Below are 24357 nucleotides of genomic sequence, written 5' to 3'. Positions count from 1 at the left end.
ATCCGCGAGGCAGCTATTCCCTCCCTTGTCGTGGAAGCAGCGGACTCGTGTACAAGCGGATGGACCTCATGCCTCTGAGTTCGGGGAGTTGGCGGTTGGAGCTCGTCAAGTTCGAAGGCCCGCAAATCGTGGGAAACAAGACTTTGTGCGATTTTCGCCAAGAATACTTCAGGCGGGTGAGCCAAACGTCCAAAACCTTCGGGACTAACGCTCACGCGGATCTTGTGATAGCGTTGCCGTTGCCGCAGCCATGCGTGCCGCCCGCCGATTTTCGGCAACCTCGCTCGCCGAAGTGATGGGATCGGGCACCGCAACGATGAACTGCGTCCGAGCCGCACAGCTAACTACATAAAAATCCCGGACGAATCCGGCCACGGCCGGACCGGGCTCTATTCGCGTGCGCTCACCGGGCCTGACGTCCCGGCCATTCGGTGACGATCCCTTTCGCAAAGTCAAAGGCTCATTCAGATGGAAGGAGCTAAGGGCTCCTCGCCCTGGCGCTCTTCGGTGCAAGGTCTTCGACCGGTCCTGGTCGTATCCCCAAAATTTTTTCCACCGGCCGAAAAAAATCCCGGGTGATCCCCCTCGCCCTGGACCGCACCTCCGCTTGCCTCCTCGCGTTCGCCACGTGGCACGGGGCCATGCGCAACAGAAAGCGCAGACCCCTTAAGCCAATTTTAGGAGCAAGATCATGAAAGGCGAACCGAAAAGCGATGTCTACACCCGCGTCACCGACAAAATCATTGCCGATCTCGAACACGGAGTTCGGCCTTGGGCCAAGCCGTGGGAAACCGATAATGCAACCACACGTATCACCCTCCCCGTTCGTGCCAACGGCATCCTCTACCGCGGTATCAACGTGTTGCTGCTGTGGGGCGAGGCCCTCGCGAAAGGCTATCGATCCAACCGCTGGATGACATTCAAGCAAGCACTCGAACTGGGTGCCAGTGTCCGCAAGGGCGAGCACGGTTCGCTCGTTGTGTACGCGAACACCGTCACCAAGATTGACGAGAACGACGACGGCGAAGTGACCGAGCTCGACATCGCCTTCATGAAGGGTTACACCGTCTTCAATGTCGAGCAGATCGACAACCTGCCGGAAGGCCACCGAGTCGAACCAGCCACTGAGCATCAGCCAAATGCCGTGCCCCTGCAACTGATCGAATTTGCCGAAACGTTCTTCGGAAAAACCCGCGCCACGGTCTGTCACGGCGGCAACCGCGCGTTCTACGCCCCGGGCCTCGATATCGTGCAGCTTCCGCCCGCTGAAGCGTTCGACACCGCAGAAAGCTACGAATCCGTCAAAGCCCACGAAATTACGCATTGGACTTCGCATTACACGCGCTTGAACCGTCAACTTGGCAAACGCTTCGGTGATGAAGCGTACGCCGCCGAAGAGCTGATTGCCGAGATGGGCGCCGCGTTTCTGTGCGCGCAACTGGGCATCGCGCCCGAGACACGCGCCGACCACGCTTCCTATCTCGATCATTGGCTCAAGGTGCTGAAGGCCGATAAAAAGGCGATCTTCACGGCAGCTGGCCACGCCCAACGGGCGTGCGACTACCTGTTCTCCCTGCAGGCCGAAACGCCGAGCGAGGTCGCAGCATGAGCCTCTACACTGCCCTCTTCGCCATCGACGTGCCGCACTACGGCACGAGAACCATCGAGGCGCTGACGCCGACGGCGGCGATCGAGGCGGCCAAGACGCTCGACCCGGCAGACCTGTGTGATGATCCGGACTGGGGCAACGCCACCTGCGCCCGGATCATTTCAATCAAAGATGTGACCCGTCGCCACCTGATCGCGGAGGATGTCGCCCTTGACGGGGCATTTCTCCGCTATGGCGGCCGGCAAGCCTTTCTTCTGTGCGAGGCCGCCCCCGCGCTGCTAGAGGCAGTGCAGAAACTTGCTTCGCAGGCCCTGGCGCTGTTGGCGGCAATCGAACAAGTCAGTGACCGGTTTGAGGATCCGGCCTCACGTCTGGCTGAGGCCGCGAGCCATGCCCAGCAAGTTATCGCGACAGCCGTAGGCGCAACAGATCAATGAGGAAAGAACCCGACTGCAGCCAAGTCGGGTTTGCATTCGAGACGGTCCAAGAAGCCAAGGTCATGGTTTATGGGGACCCCACAAGCGCGCTTTGGTAGCGGTTTGGAATACGCCATGATTGCCACGAGCGAGGCCGAAAGCGCCGTTTGACCCGGCCCTCTCGACACGATGAAGCCCGCCGCAGCTTTGTGCCACGGTGCGCGAACAAGCCGGGCGCTGGCCCACCGGACGGTAGGACGGCAAGCAAAAAGGGCGGTCAGCGGCCTGAAAGACCGTTGACCGCCCTTATGACTATCGCGCCTTCGAGCTTAGTGCTGTGCGATGGTCGCCTTGTTGGCCACGCCGACTTGCGTCACCGCAGCCGAGTTGCCGTAGCCGGCTTGCGACAGCGATGCACTGTTGCCCAGACCACCCTGCGCGATCAGGCCTACGTTGCCTGCGCCGCTTTGCGAAGCCGTCGCGATGTTACCGGAGCCGACTTGAGCGAGCGTCAACTCTTCATGCGAACCGGTCTGCGATGCCGTCACCGAGTTCAGTTCGCCGACTTGCGTCGACATGAGCGACGATTCCACCGCAGCTTGCTGCGACAGGTCTGCGATGTTCTTGGTGCCAAGCTGCAGTGCGTTCACCGTGTTCGAGCCGCCAAAGCGCTGCGCCACTGATGCGGTGTTCTCACTGCCGTTCTGGATCACCGTCGTGTGGTCGTTTGCCTCGAACAGTTGGTCGACGTAGACCTTGTTGAACGCCGCGCCGCTTTGAACGATGTTGGTCATTTCGTTTTTGGCGTTGATCTGGTGCACGCTCACGAGATTCGGCAGAGTGGCGCCACTCTGGTCGATGCTCGTGTGGTTGCCGCCGCCGTTGGTCGACGAGATGTTCGCGATCTCGGCGCCGTCCTGCTTGATCGACACCGTGTCGGCAAGTTCGCTGTTTTGCTGAACCGAAGCGTCCGTGCCGCCGCCCGTCTGGGTGATGGTCGTCTTGTTGAATCCGCCGCCGTTCGTCTCGACCACTGCCTTGTCGTTGCCGCGATCTTGGGAAATCTGCACGTTGTTGCCGGTCGTGCTGGTCTGCGCCACGGTGGCGTCGCCGCCGTTGATCTTGCCGTAGACCGTATTCATGCCCTGATCGATGTTGACGATGTTGCTCGATGCGCCCGTCTGGGTGATCTTCGCCTTGCTGTTCGAACCGTTCTGGTTGATGCTGTCGTTGTCGAACGACGACGAGGTTTGCGTCACGGTGGCCGTCGCATTGCTGCCGGACTGCGAGATGCGAGTTTGCTCAGCGTAGGCGCGGTCTTGCGTCACCGTCGCGCTCAGCTTCGAATCGCTGCCGACCCCGTTCTGCTTGATGTCGGTCTTGTTGAACGCGCCAGTCGTGGACGTGACCGTGGCAGTCGCGCCATTGGCCGTTTGCTGCACCTTCACGTCGTCATAGCTGGACGCCTGCTGGTCGACGGTCGCCACGTTGCCGTTGCCGAACTGCACGACGCTCGCGCGCTCGCCCACCGAGTAGCTGTCCGCCGCGAAGGCCGACGTCGATGCCAATGCTGCCAGACCCATAGCGATGATGATTGCCTTGACTTTCATTTTTAATCCCCTCGTTGGTTTGATATTTGAGTACTTCGATTAGTTACCGCTTACGGATGACAGTCTCCGCTGCCATGCCGGCCCACCCTCACCGCGAACTGCTCCCCACCGGCACCCTCGAAACTCTGCTGCCGGGAATCCCCCTGCCTACTTCATCAGGACTGACGCTCGCGCGCCGCTGCCCGTCTGTGTGACCGAGAGGCCGGTGCCATTGCGGCTCTGCAGGATGGTGACCGAGTCGTTGGTACCGAGCTGCGTGACCTGCGACGACATCGATGAACCGATCTGCGTGACCGCTGCTGCATTACTACTACCGCTCTGGACGGTGACCGAGCGATTGTTCGTACCCGCCTGGTAGCCGCCGTACTGGTTGCCGCTGCCGCTTTGCGAGAGCGACATCCAGTTGTCCGCGCCGGCTTGTGCCATAACGGCCGCATTGGCGACGCCCGCCTGATTTGCCATCAGGCCGTTATGGCCGGATTGCACCCCAACTAAGCGATTCTCAGCGCCTGCTTGGGTTACTCGTGCAACTTGTGCCGCGCCACTGAAGCCTGGCTCCGACGGACCGAAGTCCGAGACGGGCGACAGGTCTGCGGCGAATACCGCGAGCGACAGGCTCACGACCGCGCCGAGCGCGACGCCCAGCGCAACTTTAGGGACACGCGAAATCTTCATTGGTCTCCTCCTGTTCGATTGGCTCAACCGCTCACGCCGCTGCCGAGGGTCTTGGGCGGATCGATCTTCGCCGGGTCATACGGCGGATTCACGGCTTCCATCGTCTGCGCGTAGCCCTGGTTTTCCTGCAGATAGCGCTGCATCGTGGGGTCGTACCAGTCCTTCATGTCCTTGAGCGACCAGGTCTGGTTCCCGACGCCCTGCACGATCAGGTGCACGAGCGCCGATTCGATGGCCTCGTTCACGCACAGTTGCTGCGGCTCGTTGCGCGTCATCCCGATCTCGGCCTGCAGCAAATCCTTGAATCCGATGAAGCGGTACACACCGGTGTCGACCTGAATCGAATAGATGGTCTTGGTCGTCGAGACGCTGTTCAGGATCGTGCCATTGCGGATATCCACCGCGCGCAGGTTCACGGTCACCTGATCGACGCGATATTGCTGCGACGCCGAGATGCCCAGATAAGCGACGCCAGCGCCGCCCGTGCGAATGTTCGAGTCGTACCCGACGATGCCGCCCTCCAGCACGATGCTCGCAGGGGCCAATGCGCCGATCTGCGGAACGGTGGACCCGGCGCGGTTCTTGTCGTCAGGCGTCTCCAGCGCGCGCATGATCTTGCGCTCAGTCAGCAGGTCCTGAAGGTTCTCGCGCTCGACCGGCGTGAACCAGCCGGAATCGCGCATCGCCTTGACGAGGAACGACGCACCACCCTGAGTCACCTGCGACGAGAACGAGCTGTCGGGCGACGGCTTGTACTGGCCAGTCAGGTCTCGAAAGCCGTACACGGCCGCGGTGATTCTGCCTTTCGGCGGCGGCAGGTGCGTGAGGTCGCGCGTGACGCGCGTGGGCGGTGTGAGCGTCGCGTTGCCGGCTGAGGGCATCGGCTGGGTGACGCAACCCGTGAGCAGCACCATCGAGAAGATCATTGCAGCCAGAGTCGCACGCAGGGCGGCGGTTTTCGCCGAATTCTTGTTCATTTCTTATCGCTCTCGGTTACTGGCCGTTGCCGACGATGAACGTGGTCGCTGCACCCGTGGTCTTGTCGGTCGTCGTGACTTGCAGGTTGTTGCCCGAGACTTGCGTGATCGAAATCGAGAAGTTGCCCGTGTTGATCGTGCCCGGATGCAGCGTGCCGTCGGTGCCAACGATCGAGCTCGAGATCGACGACGCGACGCGCGAGAGAATCGCCTGCTGCAGTTGCGTGTTGAACTGGTCGAGCGTGGACTGGCCGCTGGTGCCAAAATCACTGGTCGACGGGTCCTTATACTTGTTCTGCGCGTTCGCTTCGTTGAGCAGATTCGGCCCGTTCAGTGGACTGCCGCCGAAGTTCGGATTGATCGGCTCGTAGACGAGCGCGGTGGCGTGAGCCGCGACCATCTGGATTGAGAGCGCGCAGGCGAGCGCCGCGCGTTTGACAAGCGCATTGGTTTTCATCGTGATTCCCCGGAGTTGGCGGCGTTGCGTTTTATTAGAGTTCGTCCGTCGCCATGTCGACGTCGCGGAACAGCAGACGCGTCAGGTCTGCTTGCATGACATTCTGGAAAGCCACTTGCGCTGCTCCTTCCGCCACTGGCCGCACGTTGGAGCGAGCGATCGGCAGAAACGCCTGGAACACGCGGCGCTGGCCGTATTCCACCCAAACCAGGCTGCCATAACGCGCGGAAGGCCGCTCGTGCACCGAGATGATGTAGCGCTCGGAGAGCGGGATTGCGCCCCAGGCCTGCGCGAACCAGTTATAGAAATCCTGGCCCGCGAGCGTGACCGTGTCGGTGGTCACGACGCCGCCAAGCGTGGCGTCGAGCGGCTGCTGATTGTTGACGTCCGCGCCGCGGGAGCGCGGCGTGCCCGCGAGCGTCGCGCTCGTGTCGAGCGACGACGCTGCGTTCACGGTGCCGCGCGGCGTGAGTGGCGCGCCATTGGCGGCCGGCAACGGAGCGGTTTTGTTGACCGGGCTCGGCGTCGGCGTGCTCGGCAACGAGATGAGCGGCTGAGCCTGGTTGGCGACATCGACATGAATGGCCGGCGGCGTCTCTGCGTCTTGCGCCCATGCACTCGTGATGACGGCCGATACTCCAATGCACACTGCGATAGCTTGCCCTTTGAAAGGCATTTTGTTGTTGTCCCGCTCCATGACTTCCCCGTATGGCTTTGCTGCTTTTGGTGCCGCCTTGTGGCGCTTGTTTTATTTGTCCGACCGAAAGCATTGTGCGTAATAACTTGTAACCCTTATGTTTTATGCGCCACATAAAACTGAAGAATCGCTGGAAGCCTCGAACCGTGGTGTAAGGCAGCAGGCGGGTGCCACGCGTCAACGAGTACACATCCGTGCCTATGATAGGTTGAGGGGAAATGGGTAAAATATTCGAACGATATGTTTTTTCGTGTGGAGGGAACTGTGAAAGCGCTCTACCCGGAAACGTTGGAGCAGCTCGCCGACCGCTGGACGGTCTTGATGAACCAGCTAAACCGCCACGAAGGCCGATATCACGGGCAGCTTTATATTGAAGTCGCAGAACTCGCTCAACGGACGGAACACATCATCAATCCCGATCCATTTGAGCAAGAGGTGCTGCAGACGGTCCGTCGGTTGACGGCCGACGGCAATCTGAAGATGGCGCTGTTCAGGCTGCACGAAGTCGTTGAAGCCCGGTTGGACGGACGCAGGGCTTGAGATGTTGCAGCAGTCATTTCCTTCTGAATCAACTCGGTAGTGACGGTGGATCGCGTTCTTAGCGAGGGTTGCACGAACACGATCGTTGCTGCGTTGAGCCTGTGGCGGCCTTCATTTTCACCGCGTCGATTAGGATGCTGGGGATCGTGTGTCGTCGGCGCGGTCGGCTGCATTGTCAGCGGAATCCCTCACATCTTCCTTGGCGTCGCCCAGATCCTTGCGAGCTTCGCCAGCGATTTGTTGCGCGTCGCCCTTCGCTTCCTGAGCAGGGGTCGCCAGTCATTTTTCCGACGCCTTCGTTAATCATCCCTTTGACTTTCTCTCCGACTCCTTTGACCTGGTCTTCATTCATGGCGGCCGGCCTTTTATGGTCGGCTATAGTAGCAAGCGGAGGCCAACAACAATGTCAAATGTCCCGGAAATCAGGGTAGAGCGGCAGGCAGGGGGGTGGGTGTGGGCGGCCATCATGCCGAACGCCGCCGGCGCGGCGCCACAGGTTCTTCACCAGTCACTGGAAGCGTTTCCGAGCGAGGAGGCCGCGCTCAGCGACGCCAGAAAAATCCTGCAGAAATTTCAAATTCAATCTGCTGCGCAGGGATCGACATAGCTTCGGCACAACCGTTGCTGGTTTAATGAAAACAACCATCGTTACTGAAAATGCCGCACGGTTCTTCACCTCTCTCAGGACTTTGGAGCGTCCGCGCGTTCCAAAGCGTGACTCCGCCTATCGCGGTGCTGATCGTCGATGACGATCGTGCCGTCGCGGAGGCGCTCTCCGCTGCGCTCGCCCTCGAAGGCTTTCGCACAGCCGTCGTCGACGGCGGCTATTCAGCGTTCCGAACGCCTCAGGCCTTAACGCCTCACATCGTCATCCTCGACATCGAAATGCCGCTTTGTGACGGCTTTGCCGTCGCCGCAGCCATGCGCGACTCTGGCCGGTTTTCGGCGACCCCGATTATCGCGTACAGTTCGCTCGCCGAAGCGGACGTGATGGGGCGCGGCAAGGAAGCGCAGATCGACGCATTCTGCCGGAAGGGCATTTCAATGCGGTGCCTGCTCGCGCTTATCGATCACCTGGCGCCTGTCCAGGCGGCGGCCATCTAGCCTAGGGCCGCTTGATCAGCCCCTCTCTTTCGTTGTTATCAAATACAGCCGAGCGATGGCCGCGACGCCCGTCACCTTACCGGGGCTACTGCTCGCAAATCGTCGATGGACGTCAGCTCCAGCATCGCTGGCAAATTTAAGACGCCTTTGAAAGTTTTCTACCTGCGCAGCGGCAAGGGTCCCAATTCTTATTTTCCAAGCTCGGAGCGCCCCACGAGTACTCCCTCCCAACATTTTGCTTTGCCTCGCATTTGCTTTGGTCGCTGCGGGGCGATGTCTCACGACGTGAATGCCAGTTCGATTTTATCGAGCGACGATCGAGGCGTCTCGTGTTCGGCGTTCCTTGTTTCTGACCATTAATAAACGTCTCCCGGCCTGAAAACGGCCGTGGGCCGTTTTTCGTACATGCGCGGGCCGTGCAATTGACCCGTTATCGGCTACGCACCGACCCTCGCCGGCTTCCGCAGTGCTGGGCGATCGGGTACCTCGCTGTGTTGTGAAAACGCCCTGCTAACCGAGCGGCCTCCTTCGCGACTCCTGACGCGATGGCGTGCCAGTCCTTTATGTGCGCCTCATTAAGAAGCGCCGAAAAGCGCGCCGCTTATGCCCCGGCCAGCTTGGCACCGATGAAGCCGCCCGCGGCGCCGGCTACGAGTGCGAGCAGGACGAGCAGCAGCATCAACCGCCACATCTTGCGCGCATGGGCCGCGTTCACGGCGACGAGTTGCGCCGCGCCATGATTGAGCTGATTGCCGATCTGCGCAGCCGCGTGCCGACCGGCATTGGTCAGCTTGTCGGCGTTTTTATCGATCACCGACTCGAAATTGAGCTTCGCAGCCAGAAACGCTTGTCCAGCCGCGTCCGTGGTCGCCTGCTCGATCTTGCCGGCGAGCGCGGCGTCGACGTGCTCGACGCGCCGCACCAGCGCGTCGACATCCTGCAGCAGCTCGGCCATCAGCGCCTCGCGGGCCGTCGTTACGTTGCTCCCTGTCATGAGACGCCCCGTTATCGGAACACCGTCCGGTAGACCTCATCGAGGTTTTTGTGCGCTGATCTGGCGAGCCGCTGCGCGGAGATCATGCTGACCGCGTGTGCTTTCGTGTCTTCGTCCTTCGCCTCACGCAGCATCGTCCGGTAATCGGTCTCATCGGCGACCACTTCCGACACCGTCTTTTTCAGGGGCCGCAAGCGCTCAAAAATCTCATTGCTGAACAGCACTGCGTCCGGCCGGAGCGTAAAACCCTTGTGCGCATCGTGATAACCGAACACGGGTTCAAACAGGCGCGCCAGGTCGCCCGCATCATCGGTGTCGACCTTGTTGAACACCACGCGAATCTTCTTCGCGGGCACACCGAGCCGCGCGAGCGTCTGAATCGTGTTCACGGTGTCGGCCTGTTGCTTCTTCTCGCTGACGACCGGCACGAGGTAGTAGTCGAATTCCTCGTGCGAGCCGTCGAACTGGCCCATCAATCGCACGAACTCCTCGACGTTGGACGCGCCGATATCGACGATCGCGGAGTCGAGCTGCATCAGATCCTCTTGCAGGCTACCGAACTCTTTACCCTTGAGGCGCCCGACGTCGCCGTCGGTCTCATCTGACGCGCCCGCATTGATCGTTTCAACCGCAAACTCGGGCGCTTTCATGCGCGGCGCCAGCAGTTGCCGGGCGAGCGTCGTTTTGCCCACGTTTCCACTGAAATTGATGATCGCAACTTTCATGGTTTGCGGCTCCTTCGGTTTTGCCTGGCGAGGCGTTCGTAGTACGCCATTTCCTCAGCCTGCTTGGCCGGGTCCGGGTGCATCAAGCGATGCAGTTCCTGCATTGAGATGGGCTCGCGTGATGGCGAGCCGGAATTCGCCGATTCGTTCGACTCCGATGCACCCGGCTCAGGGGTCGGTTCGGTCGCGACGCCGGGTCGGCTTGAAAGGGGTGAGCGGCCCGAAAGCGTTGATGGCACGGATGGCACGGATGGGCCGGATGGGCCGGATGGGCCGGGTTGGGGGGGGCCGGCCGCCGATCGGGAACCGGCGAGCGAGGTTTTCCCGGTCTCGGTGCTGCCCTGCTTGATGCGGTACTGGTGTAGGTAGTTTCTAAACGTTCCGATCGTGAGTTCGAGCCCGCCTTGCTTCAAAATCTCCACGATCTGCGCGGCGCGCACGCCTTCGGCGAGCTTCGCCTCGATCGCAGGCATCAACTGACGGAGTTGTGCCGCCTTGGTGGTCACCTGAATCGCATCGATTTTGGCTTTCAGGTCCGGTTCGCGCATGAGCGTCCCTTTCGACTCTGGTTCACTACCAATCGACTATCAAATCACTATCATCAGTCTATTACATTGCTACGGTTTTACAACCTTCTTAGGATTGCTTTGGTGCGGTGCTGCTAAAAGGTGGGTGGTTGTTTGATGCCAACTCCCTACGGCCTTCGGCCTAAGCAGGATGGACGCCCTTAACCCCTAGAGATTTCTGTCCTTAACAGGCCAAAAATCTCAATACACATCACGCACCCCCTGCGGGGGTAACGGGCCCTTGTCCCATCTAGCTTTGCGCCGTTTTCGCGTCAGTAAATTCATTAGGAATTCATTAGGAACTGGCCGCTCGGCCTTATGGGTGCTAGATTAGTCTAACGAAACACGGCTAAGACGCGGGAAACACCGATGAACGACGGAAAATCAATCTCCGTTTGGTACTCGGAGGACGAGCGAGGCAGGCTGGAACAAGCGGCCGCGCTGGCGGGCTACCGGCACTTGTCAAAGTACATCCGCGACAAGTCGCTGGATAGTAGCAGCCATCGAAAGACAGCCCGCGACAGCGTGCAGACATGGGCCGAGCAGGAGGAACTGGGCGGCCGCCTGGCCGAGATCGAGCGCGCTCAGAAAGCCGCGCAGGCGCTGTTGGCGATGCTGATTTTTCTCGTACGCAAGAAGGCCACGATGGGCGACATCAACGAACTGGTGCTCGTTTGCGAAAACGCCGGCTCCCCGGCCGAAGTGCTTGCGGGATCGTTGCCCGAGTTGGCGGCGATGCTCGATCGTTTCACGAAAGACTGGTAATGGCGCCGCGGTCGGCGTAGCCACGACGTGTCAGCGCCGTGATCACCGGGCTCGGCGTAACCCACAGAGTCACCAAGACGGGGACCGATGCGCGAGCGATCAGGGCCGCGTTTTCCGGCTCGATGCAGCGCGATGGGTCGATGCGGCGAGGATGCCAAGTAACGGGGGCGCCCCCGTATCGGCCAGTTTCGAGCGCCGCCGCGATTGAATTCCTCGGAGGACGTGCACCATGCAGAAGCACGAAGTCGAAAGCGCAACCCTGGTCTCTGGCTTCAGCTTGCCTGCCGCGGGGTGGCTGGCCGGGATCTACGCCGCCCATGTGCCGCTGTTGCCGCTCCCGCAAGCGCTCACCTCAGCGCTGCATCTCACGCCCCATCACCCGCTCATCGTCGGCGGCATGGCGGCCGGCCTGGGCGTGGCGGCCAGCGTCGCGTACCTCTTCCGTGAGTACGGCGACGACGGCTTTCGAGGCGCACCGTATCGCCGCTGGATGCGGGGCTCCCGCATGGCGAACTGGCACCGGGTAAAAAGCCAGGTCAACGCGGCGAATCGCCAAGAAAATCGCCGGCGACGGGGCGAACAGAAGAGCGCAAAGGACCTGCCGCCCATCCTGATCGGCCCGATGCCGATGCCGCTGCACCTGGAGAATCGCAACACGCTCATTTGCGCATCGATCGGCGCGGGCAAATCGGTCGCGATCGAAAGCATGATGGCGTCGGCCGTCAAGCGCCGCGACAAGATGGCCGTGATCGACCCGAACGGAACGTTCTATTCCAAATTCAGCTTTCCCGGCGACACGATTCTCAATCCGTTCGACCGCCGCTCGGCGGGCTGGACGCTGTTCAACGAGATCAAGGGCATCCACGACTTCGATCGGATGGCGAAAAGCGTCATTCCGCCGCAAATAGATCCGAGTGATGAGCAGTGGTGCGCGTACGCGCGCGACGTACTGGCCGACACCATGCGCAAGTTGGTTGAAACGAACAATCCGGACCAAGACACGCTGGTGAACCTGCTGGTGCGCGAGGACGGCGAAGTCATCCGGGCATTTCTCGCCAACACCGATTCGCAGGGCTATTTTCGGGAGAACGCCGAGAAGGCGATCGCATCGACCCAGTTCATGATGAACAAGTACGTGCGGCCGCTGCGCTTCATGACCCAGGGCGACTTCTCGTTACACCGGTGGGTGCATGACCCGCACGCGGGCAACCTCTTTATCACCTGGCGCGAAGACATGCGGGCCGCGCAACGTCCGCTGGTCGCCACCTGGATCGACACGATCTGCGCAACGATCCTGAGCCTCCCCGACGACGGGCAAGTTCTGTCGCGCCGGTTGTGGCTCTTCCTCGATGAGCTGGAGTCGCTCGGCAAGCTCGAATCGTTTGTGCCGGCCGCGACCAAAGGCCGTAAGCACGGCTTGCGCATGGCGGCGTCGATCCAGGATTGGGCACAACTTGACGAGACGTACGGGCGCGACGCCGCCAGGACCTTGCTCGGCTGCTTTCGTAATTACCTGATTTTTGGTGCATCGAACGCGCTCAACGCGGACAAGGCGAGCGAGATTCTCGGCAAGCACCACGTCGAACGGATCCAGATCACGACCAACGCAGGCGCCAGAGGCGGCCGAAGCCGCCATGTGGTCGCGAGTCCCCCGGAGCCGGTGGTACTGGACTCGGAAATCTCGAACCTTAAGGATCTGGAAGGCTACGTCCTGTTTGCCGAGGATTTTCCGATCGCCAGGATCACCCTGCCCTACGTCAAGTACCCGCATCGCGCGGCCGCGATCGACATCCGGTGATGGAGGCATGAGCCATGCTCAACGTGACCCTGATTCGAGGCAGCAATCAGTATGCGGCGGCGCACTACTTCTCGGCGGCCGACGACTATTACGCCAAGGAAAATCCCGGCGAGTGGCAGGGACAGGGCGCACAGGCGCTGGGCCTGACGGGGCCGATTGAACAGGCGCAGTTGTCCCGACTGCTCGACGGGCAACTGCCAAACGGCGAGCGGATCCAGACAACCTTCGATCCGGCCGACCACAAAAAGCGCATGGGGCTCGACCTGACGTTTTCCGCGCCGAAGTCGGTTTCCTTACAGGCGCTGGTCGCCGGTGACAAGGAGGTGACGGCCGCGCATGACCGAGCCGTCACGCGCGCGCTCGAGCAGGTCGAACGGCTGGCGGAGGCGCGCAAAAAGGTCAAGGGAAAGAGCGCGCGCGAGCGCACCGCCAACATGGTTATTGGCAAATTCCGGCACGAAATGAGCCGTGCTAAGGATCCGCAGCTCCACACCCACTGCGTCGTGATGAACATGACGCAGCGCGCCGACGGCGCCTGGCGCGCGCTCTCGAACGAGGACATCTTCCGGGTGCAGCACGAGGTCGATGCACTCTACAAGGCGGAGCTGGCGGGCGGCCTGCAGGCGCTCGGCTATGCCATCCGGCTCGTCGATGACCAGGGGAATTTCGAGTTGGCCCACATTAGCCGCGAGCAGATCGAGGCGTTCTCGGCGCGTAGCCGCGTGATCGAGGAGGCGCTCGCCAACGAGGGCAAGACGCGGGCGAGCGCGACCACGCTTGAAAAGCAGGTGATTTCGCTGGCTACGCGCCCGCGCAAGGATGAGTCCGAGCGCGAGATTGTCAAGCAATACTGGGTCGAGAAAAGCCGCGAACTGGGCATTGACTATGGTCCGCGCTCCCGGCTTGATGGCCGCAAGTATGAGGCGGGTGTGTATCAGAGCGGCGACCGCGTCGATCGCGGCGACCGTGGTGACCGGGATGACCGACGTGTCCACGCCGACGCCGGCGATCGCATCGCCACCACGAGCCTCACGCCGGCGCAAGCCGTGGTCCAGTACGCGATCAACCACCTGACCGAGCGCGAGGCGGTAGTCCGCGAGACGGCGCTCACCGCGACCGCGTTGCGCCGTGCAGTCGGCCTGGCGGGCGCCGCCGAGGTTCGTGCCGAAATCAATCGACTGGTCGGCCAGGGGACGTTGATCGAGGCCGTGCCGGCCTATCGCATGGCAGATCGCATGGCCGATCGTAAGGATGGGCCGACGCTCTCGGCGGCCGGCTGGAAAAACTATCTGCAGGCGCTCAAAGGCTGGTCGGACAAAGAGGCGCAGCAGTACGTCGGCAATGCGATCAAACGCGGCTCGCTCACGACCGCCGAGAAACGCTATACAACTCAGAAAGCGCTCGCCCGCGAGAAAGCGATTCTTGCGATCGAGCGCACCGGGCGCGGCGCGGTCGAACCCATCATGACAGCGGCCGCCGTCAATACGGCGCTGGAGGGCACCCCATTGAACGCTGGGCAGCGTCGCGCCGTGGAAGCGATCGTCAGCACCAGAAACCGGTTCGTCGGCATCCAGGGCGACGCCGGGACCGGGAAAACCTATACGGTGAATCACGCTATCGCCCTGATCCAACAGGCCTCTGGCCTGAGCGACGGTTATCGCGCGGTCGCGCTCGCGCCCTACGGCAATCAGGTCAAGGCGCTCAAGAACGAGGGGCTGGAAGCGCACACGCTGGCGAGCTTTTTACGCAGCAAGAACAAGCCCATCGACGGCAAGACGATCCTCGTTCTGGACGAGTCCGGCGTGGTCGGCGCTCGCCAGATGGAACAGGTCATGCGGCTTGTCGAGAAAACCGGTGCGCGCATGGTGTTGCTCGGCGACACCAAGCAAACGGCAGCGATTGAAGCCGGCAAACCGTTCGCGCAGCTGCAGCAGGACGGCATGCAAACCGCGCGCATCAGCGAAATTCAGCGACAGACCGACCACGACCTGAAGACCGCGGTCGAGCATGCGGCTGAGGGCCGCGTTACGCAATCGCTCGCGCACATCAAGCACGTCGAGGAACTGAAAGAGCCGGCCGAGCGGCACCGGGCCATCGGCGACGACTACCTCAGGCTCACCGAGCCCGAGCGCCGCGACACCCTGATCGTCGCCGGCACCAATCAGGCGCGTCGCGAGATCAACGCGATGGTGCGCGAGTCGCTGCGCCTGACGGGTCAAGGCCGGGAGTTCGAGACGCTCACGCGTGTCGACCTGACGCAGGCGCAGCGTCGCTTTGCGCCCAGCTACCGGTCCGGGATGGTGATCCAGCCGGAAAAGGACTGCCCCAAAGCCGGCTTGGCACGCGGCGAAACCTACCGCGTCGACGAAGCGTTGCCCGGCAATACGCTGGTTTTGCAACGGCAGGACGGCACGACTACCATGATCAATCCGCGCAAGGTCACGCAGTTGAGCGTCTATCACCTCGAGCGCGCCGAGCTGTCGGTCGGGGACACCGTGCGAATCAACCGCAATGATCCCGGCCGCGATCTGACGAACGGCGACCGCATGCGGGTTGCAGGCGTCACCGGCGGCATCGTCCAGCTCGAATCGGTCGAGCAGCGCGACGGCCGGCCGGCGCGCTCGCTCGAGCTGCTGGCGAACCGGCCGCTGCACCTCGAGCATGCCTACGCGTCCACCGTCCATAGCGCGCAAGGCTTGACCAACGAGCGTGCGTTGATCGCGCTCGATACGAGAAGCCGAACCACCTCGATGAATCTGTATTACGTCGCCATCACCCGCGCGCGTCACGAGGCGCGCATTTACACCAATGCGATCAACGAGCTGCCGGCGGCGATCGCCCGGCGCTTCGACAAGAGCACGGCGCTGGCGATCCAGCGCGAACGTTATGTGCAGCGGCGCGAAGCCGGCATGCAACCGAAGGGCGTGGCGCACGACAGGCAGACGTTGCATCAGCTCGAACATCAGCTCGAACAGCCGCGACCGCAACCAGTGAGCGGCAAGAAGCCATCGGCGTATGGACGCTTTGGCTAGAAAGCTATCCGCACGGCCGGCTGCGCTCCGCGACGATGATCATTTGGCGAACGAGAACTGCAACGCCGTTTGGCAGCCTCAAGCTGTCGGGCTTCGAAAGCGTTTGATAGAACGGTCGAAGACTTGGCTCATCGCTGATCGCCGCATAATTGCGTGACGATATTCCCTACCCGACCTTACTGGGCCACTGACATTCGCCGCAAAGGACGCTCGAGAAGTGTGCTGGCCGATGAACTGCGCCGCAAGCGCGCAGAGATCGATCAAGCAATATATGCGGACGCTGTCTTTGCCGCGCCGCACTGCACCTACCAAGTCGCGAAAGATACTCAAGAAACTTTCGCGGCTGCCGTAAACCAACGTAGAACATGTTGTCCTAGCGACCGTTTGATTTCATGAGGTCGCCCAGCCGGTCACGAATGTACATTGCAAACTTTGGCCGACGTCCGGCCGACTATCGCTCGTAACTAGTGCGCGCGCCTTTCGCTGCCTCTGTGAATCGCGATATTGGGCGCGGGTGTCTTAAAACCTGCGGACCGGTGCTGAGCTACGTCCGGGCTGACGCAAGAGCGACACACGCAGGGTCTTTAGGGCTTTTGACCGCGTCTCTGCAACTGTTGTATTTCCCGTCAAATTAGGAAAAATGCAAACTTGCTTGCAACCCAATGTAACCATAGACTGTCGCAAAATTACTAGATGTGGCCTCCGGGGAATAATGAAAAAAACTATAGTCGTCAGCGCAGCGAGTGCGATGCTCGCGGCTTGCGCAACCGTGTCTACGCCTCCGCAAGTCAAGGAAGCACCCGCTCCCAGGACGCAGCAGCAAGCAGCGCAAGTCGCGAGCTCTGCGACTGACGAGAAGGCGGTTAAGAGAAAAATCGCCATCGGCCGTTTTAGCAACGAAACGCGCTACGGTCGCACCTTCGTCACCGATGCCAGCCTCGATCCGCTGGGTAAGCAGGCCAGCGACATCTTGGCAAGCCGACTGGTAGCGTCGAAGCAGTTCCTTGTTTTTGAACGCCCCGATATCGCGAAGGTGGCCGCCGAACAATCCCTTTCGAAAGATTCAGGCCTCATAGGTGTGGACGCGCTCATTTTGGGATCGGTGACTGAATTCGGTCGCAGCACCACGGGCAAGGCGGGCTTCCTAAGCGCGACGAAAGTTCAGAACGCCCATGCGAAAGTAGAGTTGAGACTGGTCGACGTCAAGACGGGATATGTCTTCTTTTCTGCATCCGGTACCGGTGAAGCTTCCACCGAGTCGGGAGAGGTCGCGGGATTCGGGAGTCGCGCGGACTATGACGGCTCGCTCAATGACAAAGCAATTTCCGCGGCGGTCTCTGACGTCATCGGCCGTATGATGACAAAACTGAAAGAGCGTCCGTGGAAGTCTGACATCCTCAAGGCAGACGGCGCTACGGTCTACATCAGCGGCGGTGCGCTGCAAGGGATCAAGCCTGGTTCCACCTTTCGCGTCTACAAGGCGGGGGAGTCGATCCAGAGCGGTCAAACGGGCCTCACTATCGCATTGCCCCCGACTCCCATCGCCACCATTCGCGTGTCTTCAAATTTTGGCGATAGCGAAGTAAATGAAGGCTCTGTGGCCCTTGTGACAAGCGGATCAGTCACGAAAGACAAATCTCTATTCGTAGCCGAGTAACCCATAAATGATGCGATCCATTTGCGCGGCAACGCTTGTAGTTGCCATTGCGGGCTGCGCTATGCCCCATAGTCAGGTCGCTTCGGGCAGCGCCCGCCCTACCCTTAGTCTTGTCGGCGCGCCGATCGACAGCGAACTCCTACTTGACGGGCAGTTGATTGGACCGGCGAACCAGTACAACGGCGTCAACGGCGTGATGTCCATCGAGGAAGGCCCGCACGCCGTTGAAGTTCGTCAAGGCAACACAGTGCTGGCAAAGAAAAAAATCTTGGCTGCTAGCGGAGAAACAGTCGCAGTGGACGTAACGAGTGGAGGACAATGACAATGAAAGCCTGGAAACTTGCAGTCGTGCTCACGGTAGCCGGAATGACCGCTGCCTGTGCCCCTCAGTCAAAATACGCCTGGGGAAACTACGAGTCGTCCTTGTACGAACACTACAAGACGCCCGGAGACACCACGGCATTCGCTGAACACTTGGCTGATACTATCAGCAAGGCCGAGACATCAGGCAGGAAGGTGCCTCCGGGAATCTACGCTGAATATGGCCAGGTCTTGCTTGAGTCCGGTGACTCGAAGCAAGCTGCTGTCTTCTTTGAAAAAGAAAAAGCCACCTGGCCGGAGTCGACGGTCTTTATGACGACCATGATCAGGGTCGCCTCTAGCGCGAAGGAGGCGAAGCAATGAGCGCAGCACACCGCCTCTTGAAGCTTGTTCTCGCCGCAACGTCCGTAGTTACGATGGCAGCATGCGCGCCAATTCCCGTCCACAACGATTACACCACTTTCCGGCATGCCGATCCGCATTCGATTCTTGTCGTGCCGGTTGTCAACCGCAGCGTCGACGTGGATGCGCCAGATTACTTTTTGTCAACGATCAGTCGGCCGTTGGCAGAACGCGGCTATTACGTCTTTCCGGTGAACCTGACGAAGCGGGTCATGGAGGATGATGGACTTGGTGACGCTGATCTTGTTCATGCCAGCGATCCGACCGCTCTGGGCAGGATGTTCGGCACAGACTCGATCATGTATGTCACCATCAACCGGTGGGATGCGAAGTATGCGGTTTTGGCAACGTCGGTGACGGTCGAACTCGTCTATGCGCTAAAGAGCGGCACTACCGGAGAGACTCTGTGGACCCATAGACAGACCATGGTCTACTCGCCGCAGGCCGCGAGTGCGGGTAACCCGCTTGCGACGTTGATTGCTGCGGCAATCACGGCGGCGATCGCAAAGACGAAGCCGAATTACGTTCCTTTGGCTCAGCAGGCAAACGCGATCTCGGTCAACAAGGCTGGCCAGGGACTGCCAGCCGGCCCTTATGATGGTCACTACAAGGCTGACGGCGAGACGTTCTGAGTCGATCGCCTCAGTTTGAGATGAAGTGTTCCCGCGAGAGCAAACGCGGGAATAAATCCATGGTGCGGCAATCTATCCTCTCCTGCGCACATGCGATGTATCGGCGAAGTTGTTGTGGAACGACGCAACCCACGGCGCCGTCGGTTCACGTGGCGCCAACGGCCGCTCCCGCCGAGAAAGCAACGTAAATGTCCGGCAGTCGAATGCCCGACCGTGAGTATCGGATGTAGGCCAACACCAAGACACCATGTGTTGGAGTGCCACCACCATCTCATTTCTTCTCGATGGGTGTCGCGTCATCTCAAAGCGATCACCTCAGACGCTGAACCATCAAAAAATCAAACAGTTACGTTTTAGGTCGAAGGAACGACCCTCGATTGGCCCGTTATGTGCCTTAGAGCGGCTATGGAGAGCCAGTCGCCGCCTGTCCTGACCAACACAAAAACTACCAGTCAACTTCGGGCCACTGCAAATGGAAACGCAACGCTGCAGGGGCGAAGCCTACCGTCCTATGCGCCGGTGAGTCCCATGCGGGCCACTGTACTCTTCCGAAAATCAACTTGGGAGAAACGCGATGAACATCAAACTCATGCTGTGTGCTGCCGCTCTCGCAGCGGTTGCCGCGCCCGGCCATACTGAGTGGAGATATCCGCACGCGGACTCGGCGAACACCAGCTTCGCCAAGGTGGTCACGGCCCCCGCATCAAGGCCAGTGCGCGCCGCGACGATCGGCCCTCTCGCATCCGGCGCCGCTCCGGTCGTTGGACCCGACGGAACGGTTTACATCGGCAATCTCAACGGCCAGGTGCTCGCTTTTCACGCCGATGGCACACCGGCCTGGAGCCGCCAGTTGCCCGCAGGACAATGGGTAACGTCCTCACCCGTGGTCGGCGCGGACGGCTCGGTGTATATCGTCGCGGAGACACGCTTTCTCGTCGACGGAGAGACGAGCCTCTATCGCTACGAATCCACGTTGCACAAGTTCTCTGCAGGCGGCGGCTGGCTGTATCAGACGCCCTTCCCTCAGCGCTGGGGCGGCACGAAGTACAGCAGTCGCGGCGATGCGAACGCGCCGCCGAACATCTGGAGCAGTAATGGCGTCGAGGCAGTCATGGTGCCGGCGATCTACGCTGCACCGCTCTCCACGTCGCTGCGCCTGGTCGCGTTCTCCACCAGCGGCGCGGTGCTGGGCGATGCTCCCGTATTGGAGCCGTCGCCCGGTACAGTGACGGGCGGAGGAGACTGGACAAGTCTGCTCGACCTGTTGCCGCCTTTCGGATATGGAGGGTTTGCAGGTCAACCTTCGACATGCACGGACCCTTCCCTGTGCTTGCCTGAGGATACGACCTGGCCACTGTCCAACGTCGCGATCTGGCAGAGCAACAAGGGCGAAGCGCCGACGGTCATGGTGTCCGACGCAAAACAGGATGTCGTCGGTTATACCTTCGATCCAGCGCAAGGCTTTACTGAGCGGTTTCGCGTGCACGACCCGGATCGCCTCGCGTCGTCAGGGCCGCTCATCTTGCCCGACGGCCATACGGTCGTGGCGGCGAGCGGAGGCAAAAAACTGAACCGGCTCACGTTCGCCGGACCGAACTTTACCCCGATGGGCGACTCCATAGGCGATATCAGCTTCGTGGCTGCCGTTCCAACGCGCCTGCCCGACGGCCGGCTGATCGTCGTCGAGGAGTTTGGCGGGATCGCGGAATTTTCGGTCGCTCATGCGCTTAGCAACCACGTCAAGCTGACCGGTAGGTCGATCGTCGCGGCAGCCTCGTCGTGCAACCTCGTATACGTCGCGACGACAGCCGCCCTAACCACGCTCGACATCGCGACGCTGCAGACCGTAGCGACGCTAAACTGGCATGGCGGAGGACGCTCGTCGCCGGTAATTAGTTCGAGGGGATACGTGTATGCAGCGGCAGCGACCGGCAACGACCAGACAAACTTCATGTTCGTCTTCCCGCCTCTCAACCCACCGGCGACCAGTTTTCATGGGACCCCGTGTGAAGCATCCACGACGACGTTGGGGGGCGCCGCAACGAGATAGGGCCGACAGCGTCGTTCAGCTTGTCATGCTGGCTGGGTCGACCCGTCGGCCAGCCGCCGTCTCCCGTCAACTCCCCCGAGACTGTCGGGTGCCAGTAATAAACGAATGAACTTGTCCGGTATTTCTTATTGCGATGGATGTGGGCGCGATGTTGTGCAAGCTGGATAAAAAGCGGACGACGAAATTCGACGTCGCTTACTCCGGGAGACCGGAAGGATGGAGCGATTGAACTTCGATAGGAATCGTGGCTTCGGAGCAGAAGACTCTTGGCGATAGTCTGCGTCAGCATCGAGGTAATTCCGATTTCCTTGCGACAGTCCGGAGCGCGAGTGGTGGGCGACCCATGTTGCGGTTCGACCACCACTCGCTGTTCGCCAAGAAGGAAGTCCTGCCGTTGAAACAGATGTGGAACTTAACGGACGAGCTAAACGCAGGTTCGGTCATTGCCAAGGTTCGACGAGGCCCGCTTGGACGTCAGCAAGATGGCGGGTTGCAGACGGTGACGGCGTCGAGCAGCGGGACGGCCGCTTCCTGCATCCGCCAACTTACAGTTTCGGCCGCCCTCAACCGTCGTTGGAATTTGTGTCACCTCAATGGCAGCTTCTTCGCGTACCGCACTTGCGGCGCCCCTCTAAACGCTATCGACTGTTCTCCGACCCTTGTTCGCTATTTGCACTCAGCTCTTCTGGGTGCTCTTCTTCGCTGATTTCGGCACGGCCTCTTTCGTGTCTGGAATATCGGCACCTGTTTTTCCTGAAACTTTTCCTTTGGTTTTGGATGTCCGCTCAGCACCGGAGGCGACGGAAACATTCTTGTTCTTAGGCTTCGAAGCCTTTTCAGCATTGCTCGTAGTGGCCGTCTTTTTCGTCGTGACCTTCCGATCCGTTGGCTTTGTACCTTCGTCCGATGAAAGGCCGCTCGGCGGAGCAACGTCCGTTTGCAGCTGAGCGCACGCTTGATGCCAGTAATATTCGTCGCGGCCGTGCGGACGGCCGTCGGCTTCCCACAGCCGGTACGCGTGCAATTGAATGTGCTCTTCCGGTGTTTCAAGGGGCATTGTGGCTCCACGGAGTTAGTCGAAAAGTAGATGGTACAGGGTGCACGGAGAGGCTCAACTACTTGAACCCTCGGCCAGCGAGGGGCATAGCACTCCAAATCCGGCGCGCCGGTCGCCTTTCGATAAAGGCAGCCGGCGTGACATCCCTCTGGGCAAAGCGTGCCGTTAAGAAGGAAAATGCGTGACGTGCGTGACTGCAATGAAGCAGACGCTCGACGCATTCAACGCACGCCCTGGCGCTCATGTCGATGCGCGACTTGTCATGGCTTACGCAAGTCTCGATCGACCAGCTGGAACGCGGCCACGTGCTTGCGCGCCAAGACGCCCGGCCGACAGAGCGCCTGCTGCACCCGCCCCTAACCGTGGGTTGAGCGGGCTCAACGCCCTGAAGTGCGGCACAGGTCGTCACTTTCGCCTCGTCCTGGCCGCGAACCCTTTGTTTTCGGTGCTCAGACCGTTGCAGATTCGTGCTTGCATTGATACGCTATCGCCAGCCCGAGGAATTGCACCTTTGCATATGTCGGCGACTATTCAAAGGCAAGAATCTCAGGCCAACCTTTGGTCAAAGACGAGGAATACATGGCAAAAGCAAGTGCAACAAACGCTGCAAAGGCCCCTAAAAAGGCGACTACCCCTGTTGCGAAGAAGGCTCCTCTGGTGAAGAAGGCCACCGCATCTGCCACGAAGAAAGCGGTCGCTGCTGCTGCGCCGTTGAAACCCATCAAGGATTCGTTCACGAAGGCCTCGCTTACCGTACATCTCGCCGAGCGTGCTGGCGTTGAACCGAAAGCCGCGAAGGCGTTGATGGCCGCACTCGAAGAAACGGTGCTCGCATCAATCCACAAGAAAGGCGCGAAGGAGTTCACGCTGCCGGGCCTGTTGAAGGTCGTGGCCCAGGACGTGCCCGCCAAGAAAAAGCGCTTCGGCAAGGACCCGTTCTCCGGCGAAGACAAGTGGTTCGCCGCGAAGCCCGCTTCGGTGCGCCTGAAAGTACGTCCGCTGAAGAAACTGAAGGACGCCGCGCTGTAAATCAAGCGCCGAGGCAAAACGCCCCTCAAGACGATCGTCCGAGGGGCGTTCTTTTATCAAGCCGACGCGCAAGGTGCGCCGATGCCATCCCGCTACGCCGTTGCCGGTACGCTCCCGGTCTCGGGTGCGGCCGTCGACGCAAGAGCGACCGGCGCATCAGGTGGCGTAACCGCTTTTTTCGCGGCGACCGACTTACGGCTTACTGCTTTGCTTTTCGCAACATTCTTAGCGGTAGGCTTTGCGGCTTTCTTGGCGGCTACGCGTTTCACCGACGCAACCGGCGCTTTTTTCGCCGTCTTTTTGACGAGAGACTTCGTCCCGGTCGCTGCGGTCTTCGCGGCCCCCACCTTTTTGACTGTCGCCTTCTTGGCGGTCGGCTTTTTCGCCGCGACGCCGCTTGCTGCAGCGGCGACGACTCCGTCGATCAAGAACTTCGTGCGATCCCGGACATTGGCGATCCAGGCCGGCGGACGGGCGTGACCGCTCCAGGTCGCGCCGCTTTTCGGATCACGATACTTCGGTGGTAGGGATCCTTTGCCCCGTGCTTGGCTTGCGACGGTCCTGGCCGCGGGCGAAACCTTCCTGGGCGCCGCTTTCGTCTTGCTCACACCATTCGCGCCGGCCGCCTCGCCCGCCATAGCGCCAGCACCGTCGATCAGAAATTTCGTACGGTCCCGAACCTTCGCAATCCAGGCGGGGGGGCGAGCATGGCCGCTCCACGTCGCGCCCGTTTTCGGGTGGCGGTATTTCGGTGGCAGCTTACCCTTCGTTGAACTCGACGCAGTCGATGCGATCGCGCCCTTGCCCCTGACCACTTTTGCGGAAGTTCCACCTGCCGGTCGGCCAACGCGTTTTTTCGTCGCGGAGTGCGCCTCGATGTCCGCGGTCGTCAGTCCGTGCTTGTCCATGAGCTTTCGGATGTCAGCGAGGACAGTCTTCGACTGTTTTGCAATCAAGCCTTCAGCCTGTGCTTGAAGTCGCTTCATTTTTCCTTGGATTTGTTCGAGGGTGGGCATAACGGTCTCCTTAAGGACGTCACGTCCGCACTATGCCACCATTCACGCTATTCACGAAGCCCGAAACAGTCTATGGAGGGAGTGATGTGTTACCGGGGGTTGCTAGCAAGCACGGCTTCGATGGTCCTTAGCACATGCACCATCCCTTTATCGCAGCGGAATCGTTGGTTACTTCACAATGCCCTTCAGACCGATTCCCAAAGTCTGGACCATAGTAGACGGCAAGCA

General features: G+C 60.6%; 25 protein-coding genes and 1 pseudogene. 14 read left to right on the top strand and 12 right to left on the bottom strand.

Annotation, left to right across the window (positions count from 1 at the left end; translation table 11 throughout):
* Positions 1-691: 691 nt before the first annotated feature.
* Positions 692-1609, top strand: coding sequence for an ArdC family protein (locus tag AWB65_RS27150; protein WP_087670102.1), 918 nt, complete (start codon positions 692-694; stop codon positions 1607-1609).
* Positions 1606-2046: a hypothetical protein gene (locus tag AWB65_RS27145; RefSeq protein WP_087670101.1), complete on the top strand. Its 441-nt coding sequence runs from the start codon at positions 1606-1608 to the stop codon at positions 2044-2046. Before AWB65_RS27150 ends, AWB65_RS27145 begins: the two co-directional genes overlap by 4 nt.
* Before the next feature lie 308 nt (positions 2047-2354).
* Here the strand turns inward: AWB65_RS27145 and AWB65_RS27140 are convergent, their stop codons facing one another.
* From AWB65_RS27140 to AWB65_RS27120, 5 genes are all read right to left on the bottom strand, one after another.
* Positions 2355-3635, bottom strand: coding sequence for a hypothetical protein (locus AWB65_RS27140; protein WP_087670100.1), 1281 nt, complete (start codon positions 3633-3635; stop codon positions 2355-2357).
* A gap of 147 nt (positions 3636-3782) precedes the next feature.
* Positions 3783-4310 carry a hypothetical protein gene (locus AWB65_RS27135; RefSeq protein WP_087670099.1) on the bottom strand — a complete coding sequence of 176 codons (528 nt, stop codon included), beginning with the start codon at positions 4308-4310 and terminating at the stop codon, positions 3783-3785.
* 23 nt (positions 4311-4333) lie between these two features.
* Entirely contained in the window at positions 4334-5287 is a 954-nt protein-coding gene (locus AWB65_RS27130; protein ID WP_087660309.1) for a CsgG/HfaB family protein, read from the bottom strand.
* A gap of 16 nt (positions 5288-5303) precedes the next feature.
* A complete protein-coding gene (locus AWB65_RS27125) occupies positions 5304-5744 on the bottom strand; it encodes a curli assembly protein CsgF (RefSeq protein ID WP_087670098.1) in 441 nt (146 codons plus the stop codon).
* Between the two features lie 34 nt (positions 5745-5778).
* On the bottom strand, positions 5779-6420 hold the full coding sequence (locus tag AWB65_RS27120) for a CsgE family curli-type amyloid fiber assembly protein (RefSeq protein ID WP_159907808.1): 642 nt from the start codon (positions 6418-6420) through the stop codon (positions 5779-5781).
* A 285-nt stretch (positions 6421-6705) separates the two neighbouring features.
* Here AWB65_RS27120 and AWB65_RS27115 point away from each other — a divergent pair, with 285 nt between their 5' ends.
* Complete coding sequence (locus AWB65_RS27115) at positions 6706-6981, top strand: hypothetical protein (RefSeq protein WP_125474216.1); 276 nt, start codon at positions 6706-6708, stop codon at positions 6979-6981.
* Positions 6982-7110: 129 nt separating this feature from the next.
* Here the strand turns inward: AWB65_RS27115 and AWB65_RS37095 are convergent.
* Positions 7111-7333 (bottom strand): annotated as a pseudogene (locus tag AWB65_RS37095) (CsbD family protein).
* A 114-nt stretch (positions 7334-7447) separates the two neighbouring features.
* Between AWB65_RS37095 and AWB65_RS36440 the strand changes: the two are divergent.
* Both AWB65_RS36440 and AWB65_RS27100 read left to right on the top strand, forming a co-directional pair.
* The gene (locus AWB65_RS36440; RefSeq protein ID WP_159907805.1) at positions 7448-7588 is read left to right on the top strand and encodes a hypothetical protein; all 141 of its coding nucleotides are present in this window, start codon (positions 7448-7450) and stop codon (positions 7586-7588) included.
* Positions 7589-7695: 107 nt separating this feature from the next.
* Positions 7696-8085 carry a response regulator gene (locus AWB65_RS27100; RefSeq protein ID WP_159907802.1) on the top strand — a complete coding sequence of 130 codons (390 nt, stop codon included), beginning with the start codon at positions 7696-7698 and terminating at the stop codon, positions 8083-8085.
* A 601-nt stretch (positions 8086-8686) separates the two neighbouring features.
* Here AWB65_RS27100 and AWB65_RS27095 read toward each other — a convergent pair.
* The 3 genes from AWB65_RS27095 to AWB65_RS27085 are packed head-to-tail and all read right to left on the bottom strand — an operon-like array spanning position 8687 to position 10352.
* Complete coding sequence (locus AWB65_RS27095) at positions 8687-9040, bottom strand: hypothetical protein (protein ID WP_087670093.1); 354 nt, start codon at positions 9038-9040, stop codon at positions 8687-8689.
* A 50-nt stretch (positions 9041-9090) separates the two neighbouring features.
* Complete coding sequence (gene stbB / locus AWB65_RS27090) at positions 9091-9804, bottom strand: StbB family protein (RefSeq protein WP_087670092.1); 714 nt, start codon at positions 9802-9804, stop codon at positions 9091-9093.
* Complete coding sequence (locus tag AWB65_RS27085) at positions 9801-10352, bottom strand: hypothetical protein (protein WP_087670091.1); 552 nt, start codon at positions 10350-10352, stop codon at positions 9801-9803. Before AWB65_RS27085 ends, stbB begins: the two co-directional genes overlap by 4 nt.
* Positions 10353-10739: 387 nt before the next feature.
* Between AWB65_RS27085 and AWB65_RS27080 the strand changes: the two genes are divergently transcribed.
* The 8 genes from AWB65_RS27080 to AWB65_RS27045 all read left to right on the top strand — a co-directional run bounded on the left by AWB65_RS27080 (position 10740) and on the right by AWB65_RS27045 (position 21027).
* A complete protein-coding gene (locus AWB65_RS27080) occupies positions 10740-11135 on the top strand; it encodes a conjugal transfer protein TraA (RefSeq protein WP_087670090.1) in 396 nt (131 codons plus the stop codon).
* A 229-nt stretch (positions 11136-11364) separates the two neighbouring features.
* Positions 11365-12933: a type IV secretion system DNA-binding domain-containing protein gene (locus tag AWB65_RS27075; protein WP_087670089.1), complete on the top strand. Its 1569-nt coding sequence runs from the start codon at positions 11365-11367 to the stop codon at positions 12931-12933.
* 14 nt (positions 12934-12947) lie between these two features.
* Positions 12948-15965, top strand: a complete 3018-nt coding sequence (gene mobF / locus AWB65_RS27070; RefSeq protein ID WP_087670088.1) for a MobF family relaxase — start codon at positions 12948-12950, stop codon at positions 15963-15965.
* A 712-nt stretch (positions 15966-16677) separates the two neighbouring features.
* Positions 16678-17622, top strand: coding sequence for a CsgG/HfaB family protein (locus tag AWB65_RS27065; protein WP_087670087.1), 945 nt, complete (start codon positions 16678-16680; stop codon positions 17620-17622).
* Between the two features lie 7 nt (positions 17623-17629).
* On the top strand, positions 17630-17944 hold the full coding sequence (locus AWB65_RS27060; RefSeq protein ID WP_087670086.1) for a hypothetical protein: 315 nt from the start codon (positions 17630-17632) through the stop codon (positions 17942-17944).
* Between the two features lie 2 nt (positions 17945-17946).
* Positions 17947-18306: a DUF4810 domain-containing protein gene (locus AWB65_RS27055; RefSeq protein ID WP_159907799.1), complete on the top strand. Its 360-nt coding sequence runs from the start codon at positions 17947-17949 to the stop codon at positions 18304-18306.
* Positions 18303-18977 carry a DUF799 domain-containing protein gene (locus AWB65_RS27050; protein ID WP_087670084.1) on the top strand — a complete coding sequence of 225 codons (675 nt, stop codon included), beginning with the start codon at positions 18303-18305 and terminating at the stop codon, positions 18975-18977. The genes AWB65_RS27055 and AWB65_RS27050 overlap by 4 nt, the downstream gene beginning before the upstream one ends.
* Positions 18978-19551: 574 nt before the next feature.
* On the top strand, positions 19552-21027 hold the full coding sequence (locus AWB65_RS27045; RefSeq protein ID WP_087670083.1) for a PQQ-binding-like beta-propeller repeat protein: 1476 nt from the start codon (positions 19552-19554) through the stop codon (positions 21025-21027).
* 676 nt (positions 21028-21703) lie between these two features.
* Here the strand turns inward: AWB65_RS27045 and AWB65_RS27040 are convergent.
* Positions 21704-22084, bottom strand: a complete 381-nt coding sequence (locus tag AWB65_RS27040) for a DUF2934 domain-containing protein (protein ID WP_087670082.1) — start codon at positions 22082-22084, stop codon at positions 21704-21706.
* Positions 22085-22611: 527 nt separating this feature from the next.
* A complete protein-coding gene (locus AWB65_RS37090) occupies positions 22612-22821 on the bottom strand; it encodes a hypothetical protein (RefSeq protein ID WP_235007784.1) in 210 nt (69 codons plus the stop codon).
* Here AWB65_RS37090 and AWB65_RS27035 point away from each other — a divergent pair.
* A complete protein-coding gene (locus AWB65_RS27035) occupies positions 22742-23113 on the top strand; it encodes an HU family DNA-binding protein (RefSeq protein WP_235007783.1) in 372 nt (123 codons plus the stop codon). The two genes, AWB65_RS37090 and AWB65_RS27035, sit on opposite strands and share 80 nt — an antisense overlap.
* A 92-nt stretch (positions 23114-23205) precedes the next feature.
* Here the strand turns inward: AWB65_RS27035 and AWB65_RS27030 are convergent, their stop codons facing one another.
* The gene (locus tag AWB65_RS27030; protein WP_087670080.1) at positions 23206-24129 is read right to left on the bottom strand and encodes an H-NS family nucleoid-associated regulatory protein; all 924 of its coding nucleotides are present in this window, start codon (positions 24127-24129) and stop codon (positions 23206-23208) included.
* Positions 24130-24357: the final 228 nt, after the last annotated feature.

It is taken from the genome of Caballeronia humi (genome assembly GCF_001544475.1).
Classification (GTDB): Bacteria; Pseudomonadota; Gammaproteobacteria; order Burkholderiales; family Burkholderiaceae; genus Caballeronia; species Caballeronia humi.
Note: the sequence above shows the minus strand (reverse complement) of the source record. Positions and strands in the feature narration are given on the sequence as shown.

Coding starts and splice junctions, on each gene's coding strand:
- AWB65_RS27140 (WP_087670100.1), bottom strand. CDS start 3,635: ATGAAAGTCAAGGCAATCATCATCGCTATGGGTCTGGCAGCATTGGCA.
- AWB65_RS27130 (WP_087660309.1), bottom strand. CDS start 5,287: ATGAACAAGAATTCGGCGAAAACCGCCGCCCTGCGTGCGACTCTGGCT.
- AWB65_RS27050 (WP_087670084.1), top strand. CDS start 18,303: ATGAGCGCAGCACACCGCCTCTTGAAGCTTGTTCTCGCCGCAACGTCC.
- stbB (WP_087670092.1), bottom strand. CDS start 9,804: ATGAAAGTTGCGATCATCAATTTCAGTGGAAACGTGGGCAAAACGACG.
- AWB65_RS27120 (WP_159907808.1), bottom strand. CDS start 6,420: ATGCCTTTCAAAGGGCAAGCTATCGCAGTGTGCATTGGAGTATCGGCC.
- AWB65_RS27085 (WP_087670091.1), bottom strand. CDS start 10,352: ATGCGCGAACCGGACCTGAAAGCCAAAATCGATGCGATTCAGGTGACC.
- AWB65_RS27125 (WP_087670098.1), bottom strand. CDS start 5,744: ATGAAAACCAATGCGCTTGTCAAACGCGCGGCGCTCGCCTGCGCGCTC.
- AWB65_RS27145 (WP_087670101.1), top strand. CDS start 1,606: ATGAGCCTCTACACTGCCCTCTTCGCCATCGACGTGCCGCACTACGGC.
- AWB65_RS27080 (WP_087670090.1), top strand. CDS start 10,740: ATGAACGACGGAAAATCAATCTCCGTTTGGTACTCGGAGGACGAGCGA.
- AWB65_RS27065 (WP_087670087.1), top strand. CDS start 16,678: ATGAAAAAAACTATAGTCGTCAGCGCAGCGAGTGCGATGCTCGCGGCT.
- AWB65_RS27045 (WP_087670083.1), top strand. CDS start 19,552: ATGAACATCAAACTCATGCTGTGTGCTGCCGCTCTCGCAGCGGTTGCC.
- AWB65_RS27040 (WP_087670082.1), bottom strand. CDS start 22,084: ATGCCCCTTGAAACACCGGAAGAGCACATTCAATTGCACGCGTACCGG.
- AWB65_RS36440 (WP_159907805.1), top strand. CDS start 7,448: ATGCCGAACGCCGCCGGCGCGGCGCCACAGGTTCTTCACCAGTCACTG.
- AWB65_RS27030 (WP_087670080.1), bottom strand. CDS start 24,129: ATGCCCACCCTCGAACAAATCCAAGGAAAAATGAAGCGACTTCAAGCA.
- AWB65_RS27060 (WP_087670086.1), top strand. CDS start 17,630: ATGATGCGATCCATTTGCGCGGCAACGCTTGTAGTTGCCATTGCGGGC.
- AWB65_RS27055 (WP_159907799.1), top strand. CDS start 17,947: ATGAAAGCCTGGAAACTTGCAGTCGTGCTCACGGTAGCCGGAATGACC.
- AWB65_RS27135 (WP_087670099.1), bottom strand. CDS start 4,310: ATGAAGATTTCGCGTGTCCCTAAAGTTGCGCTGGGCGTCGCGCTCGGC.
- AWB65_RS27095 (WP_087670093.1), bottom strand. CDS start 9,040: ATGGCCGAGCTGCTGCAGGATGTCGACGCGCTGGTGCGGCGCGTCGAG.
- AWB65_RS27150 (WP_087670102.1), top strand. CDS start 692: ATGAAAGGCGAACCGAAAAGCGATGTCTACACCCGCGTCACCGACAAA.
- mobF (WP_087670088.1), top strand. CDS start 12,948: ATGCTCAACGTGACCCTGATTCGAGGCAGCAATCAGTATGCGGCGGCG.
- AWB65_RS27075 (WP_087670089.1), top strand. CDS start 11,365: ATGCAGAAGCACGAAGTCGAAAGCGCAACCCTGGTCTCTGGCTTCAGC.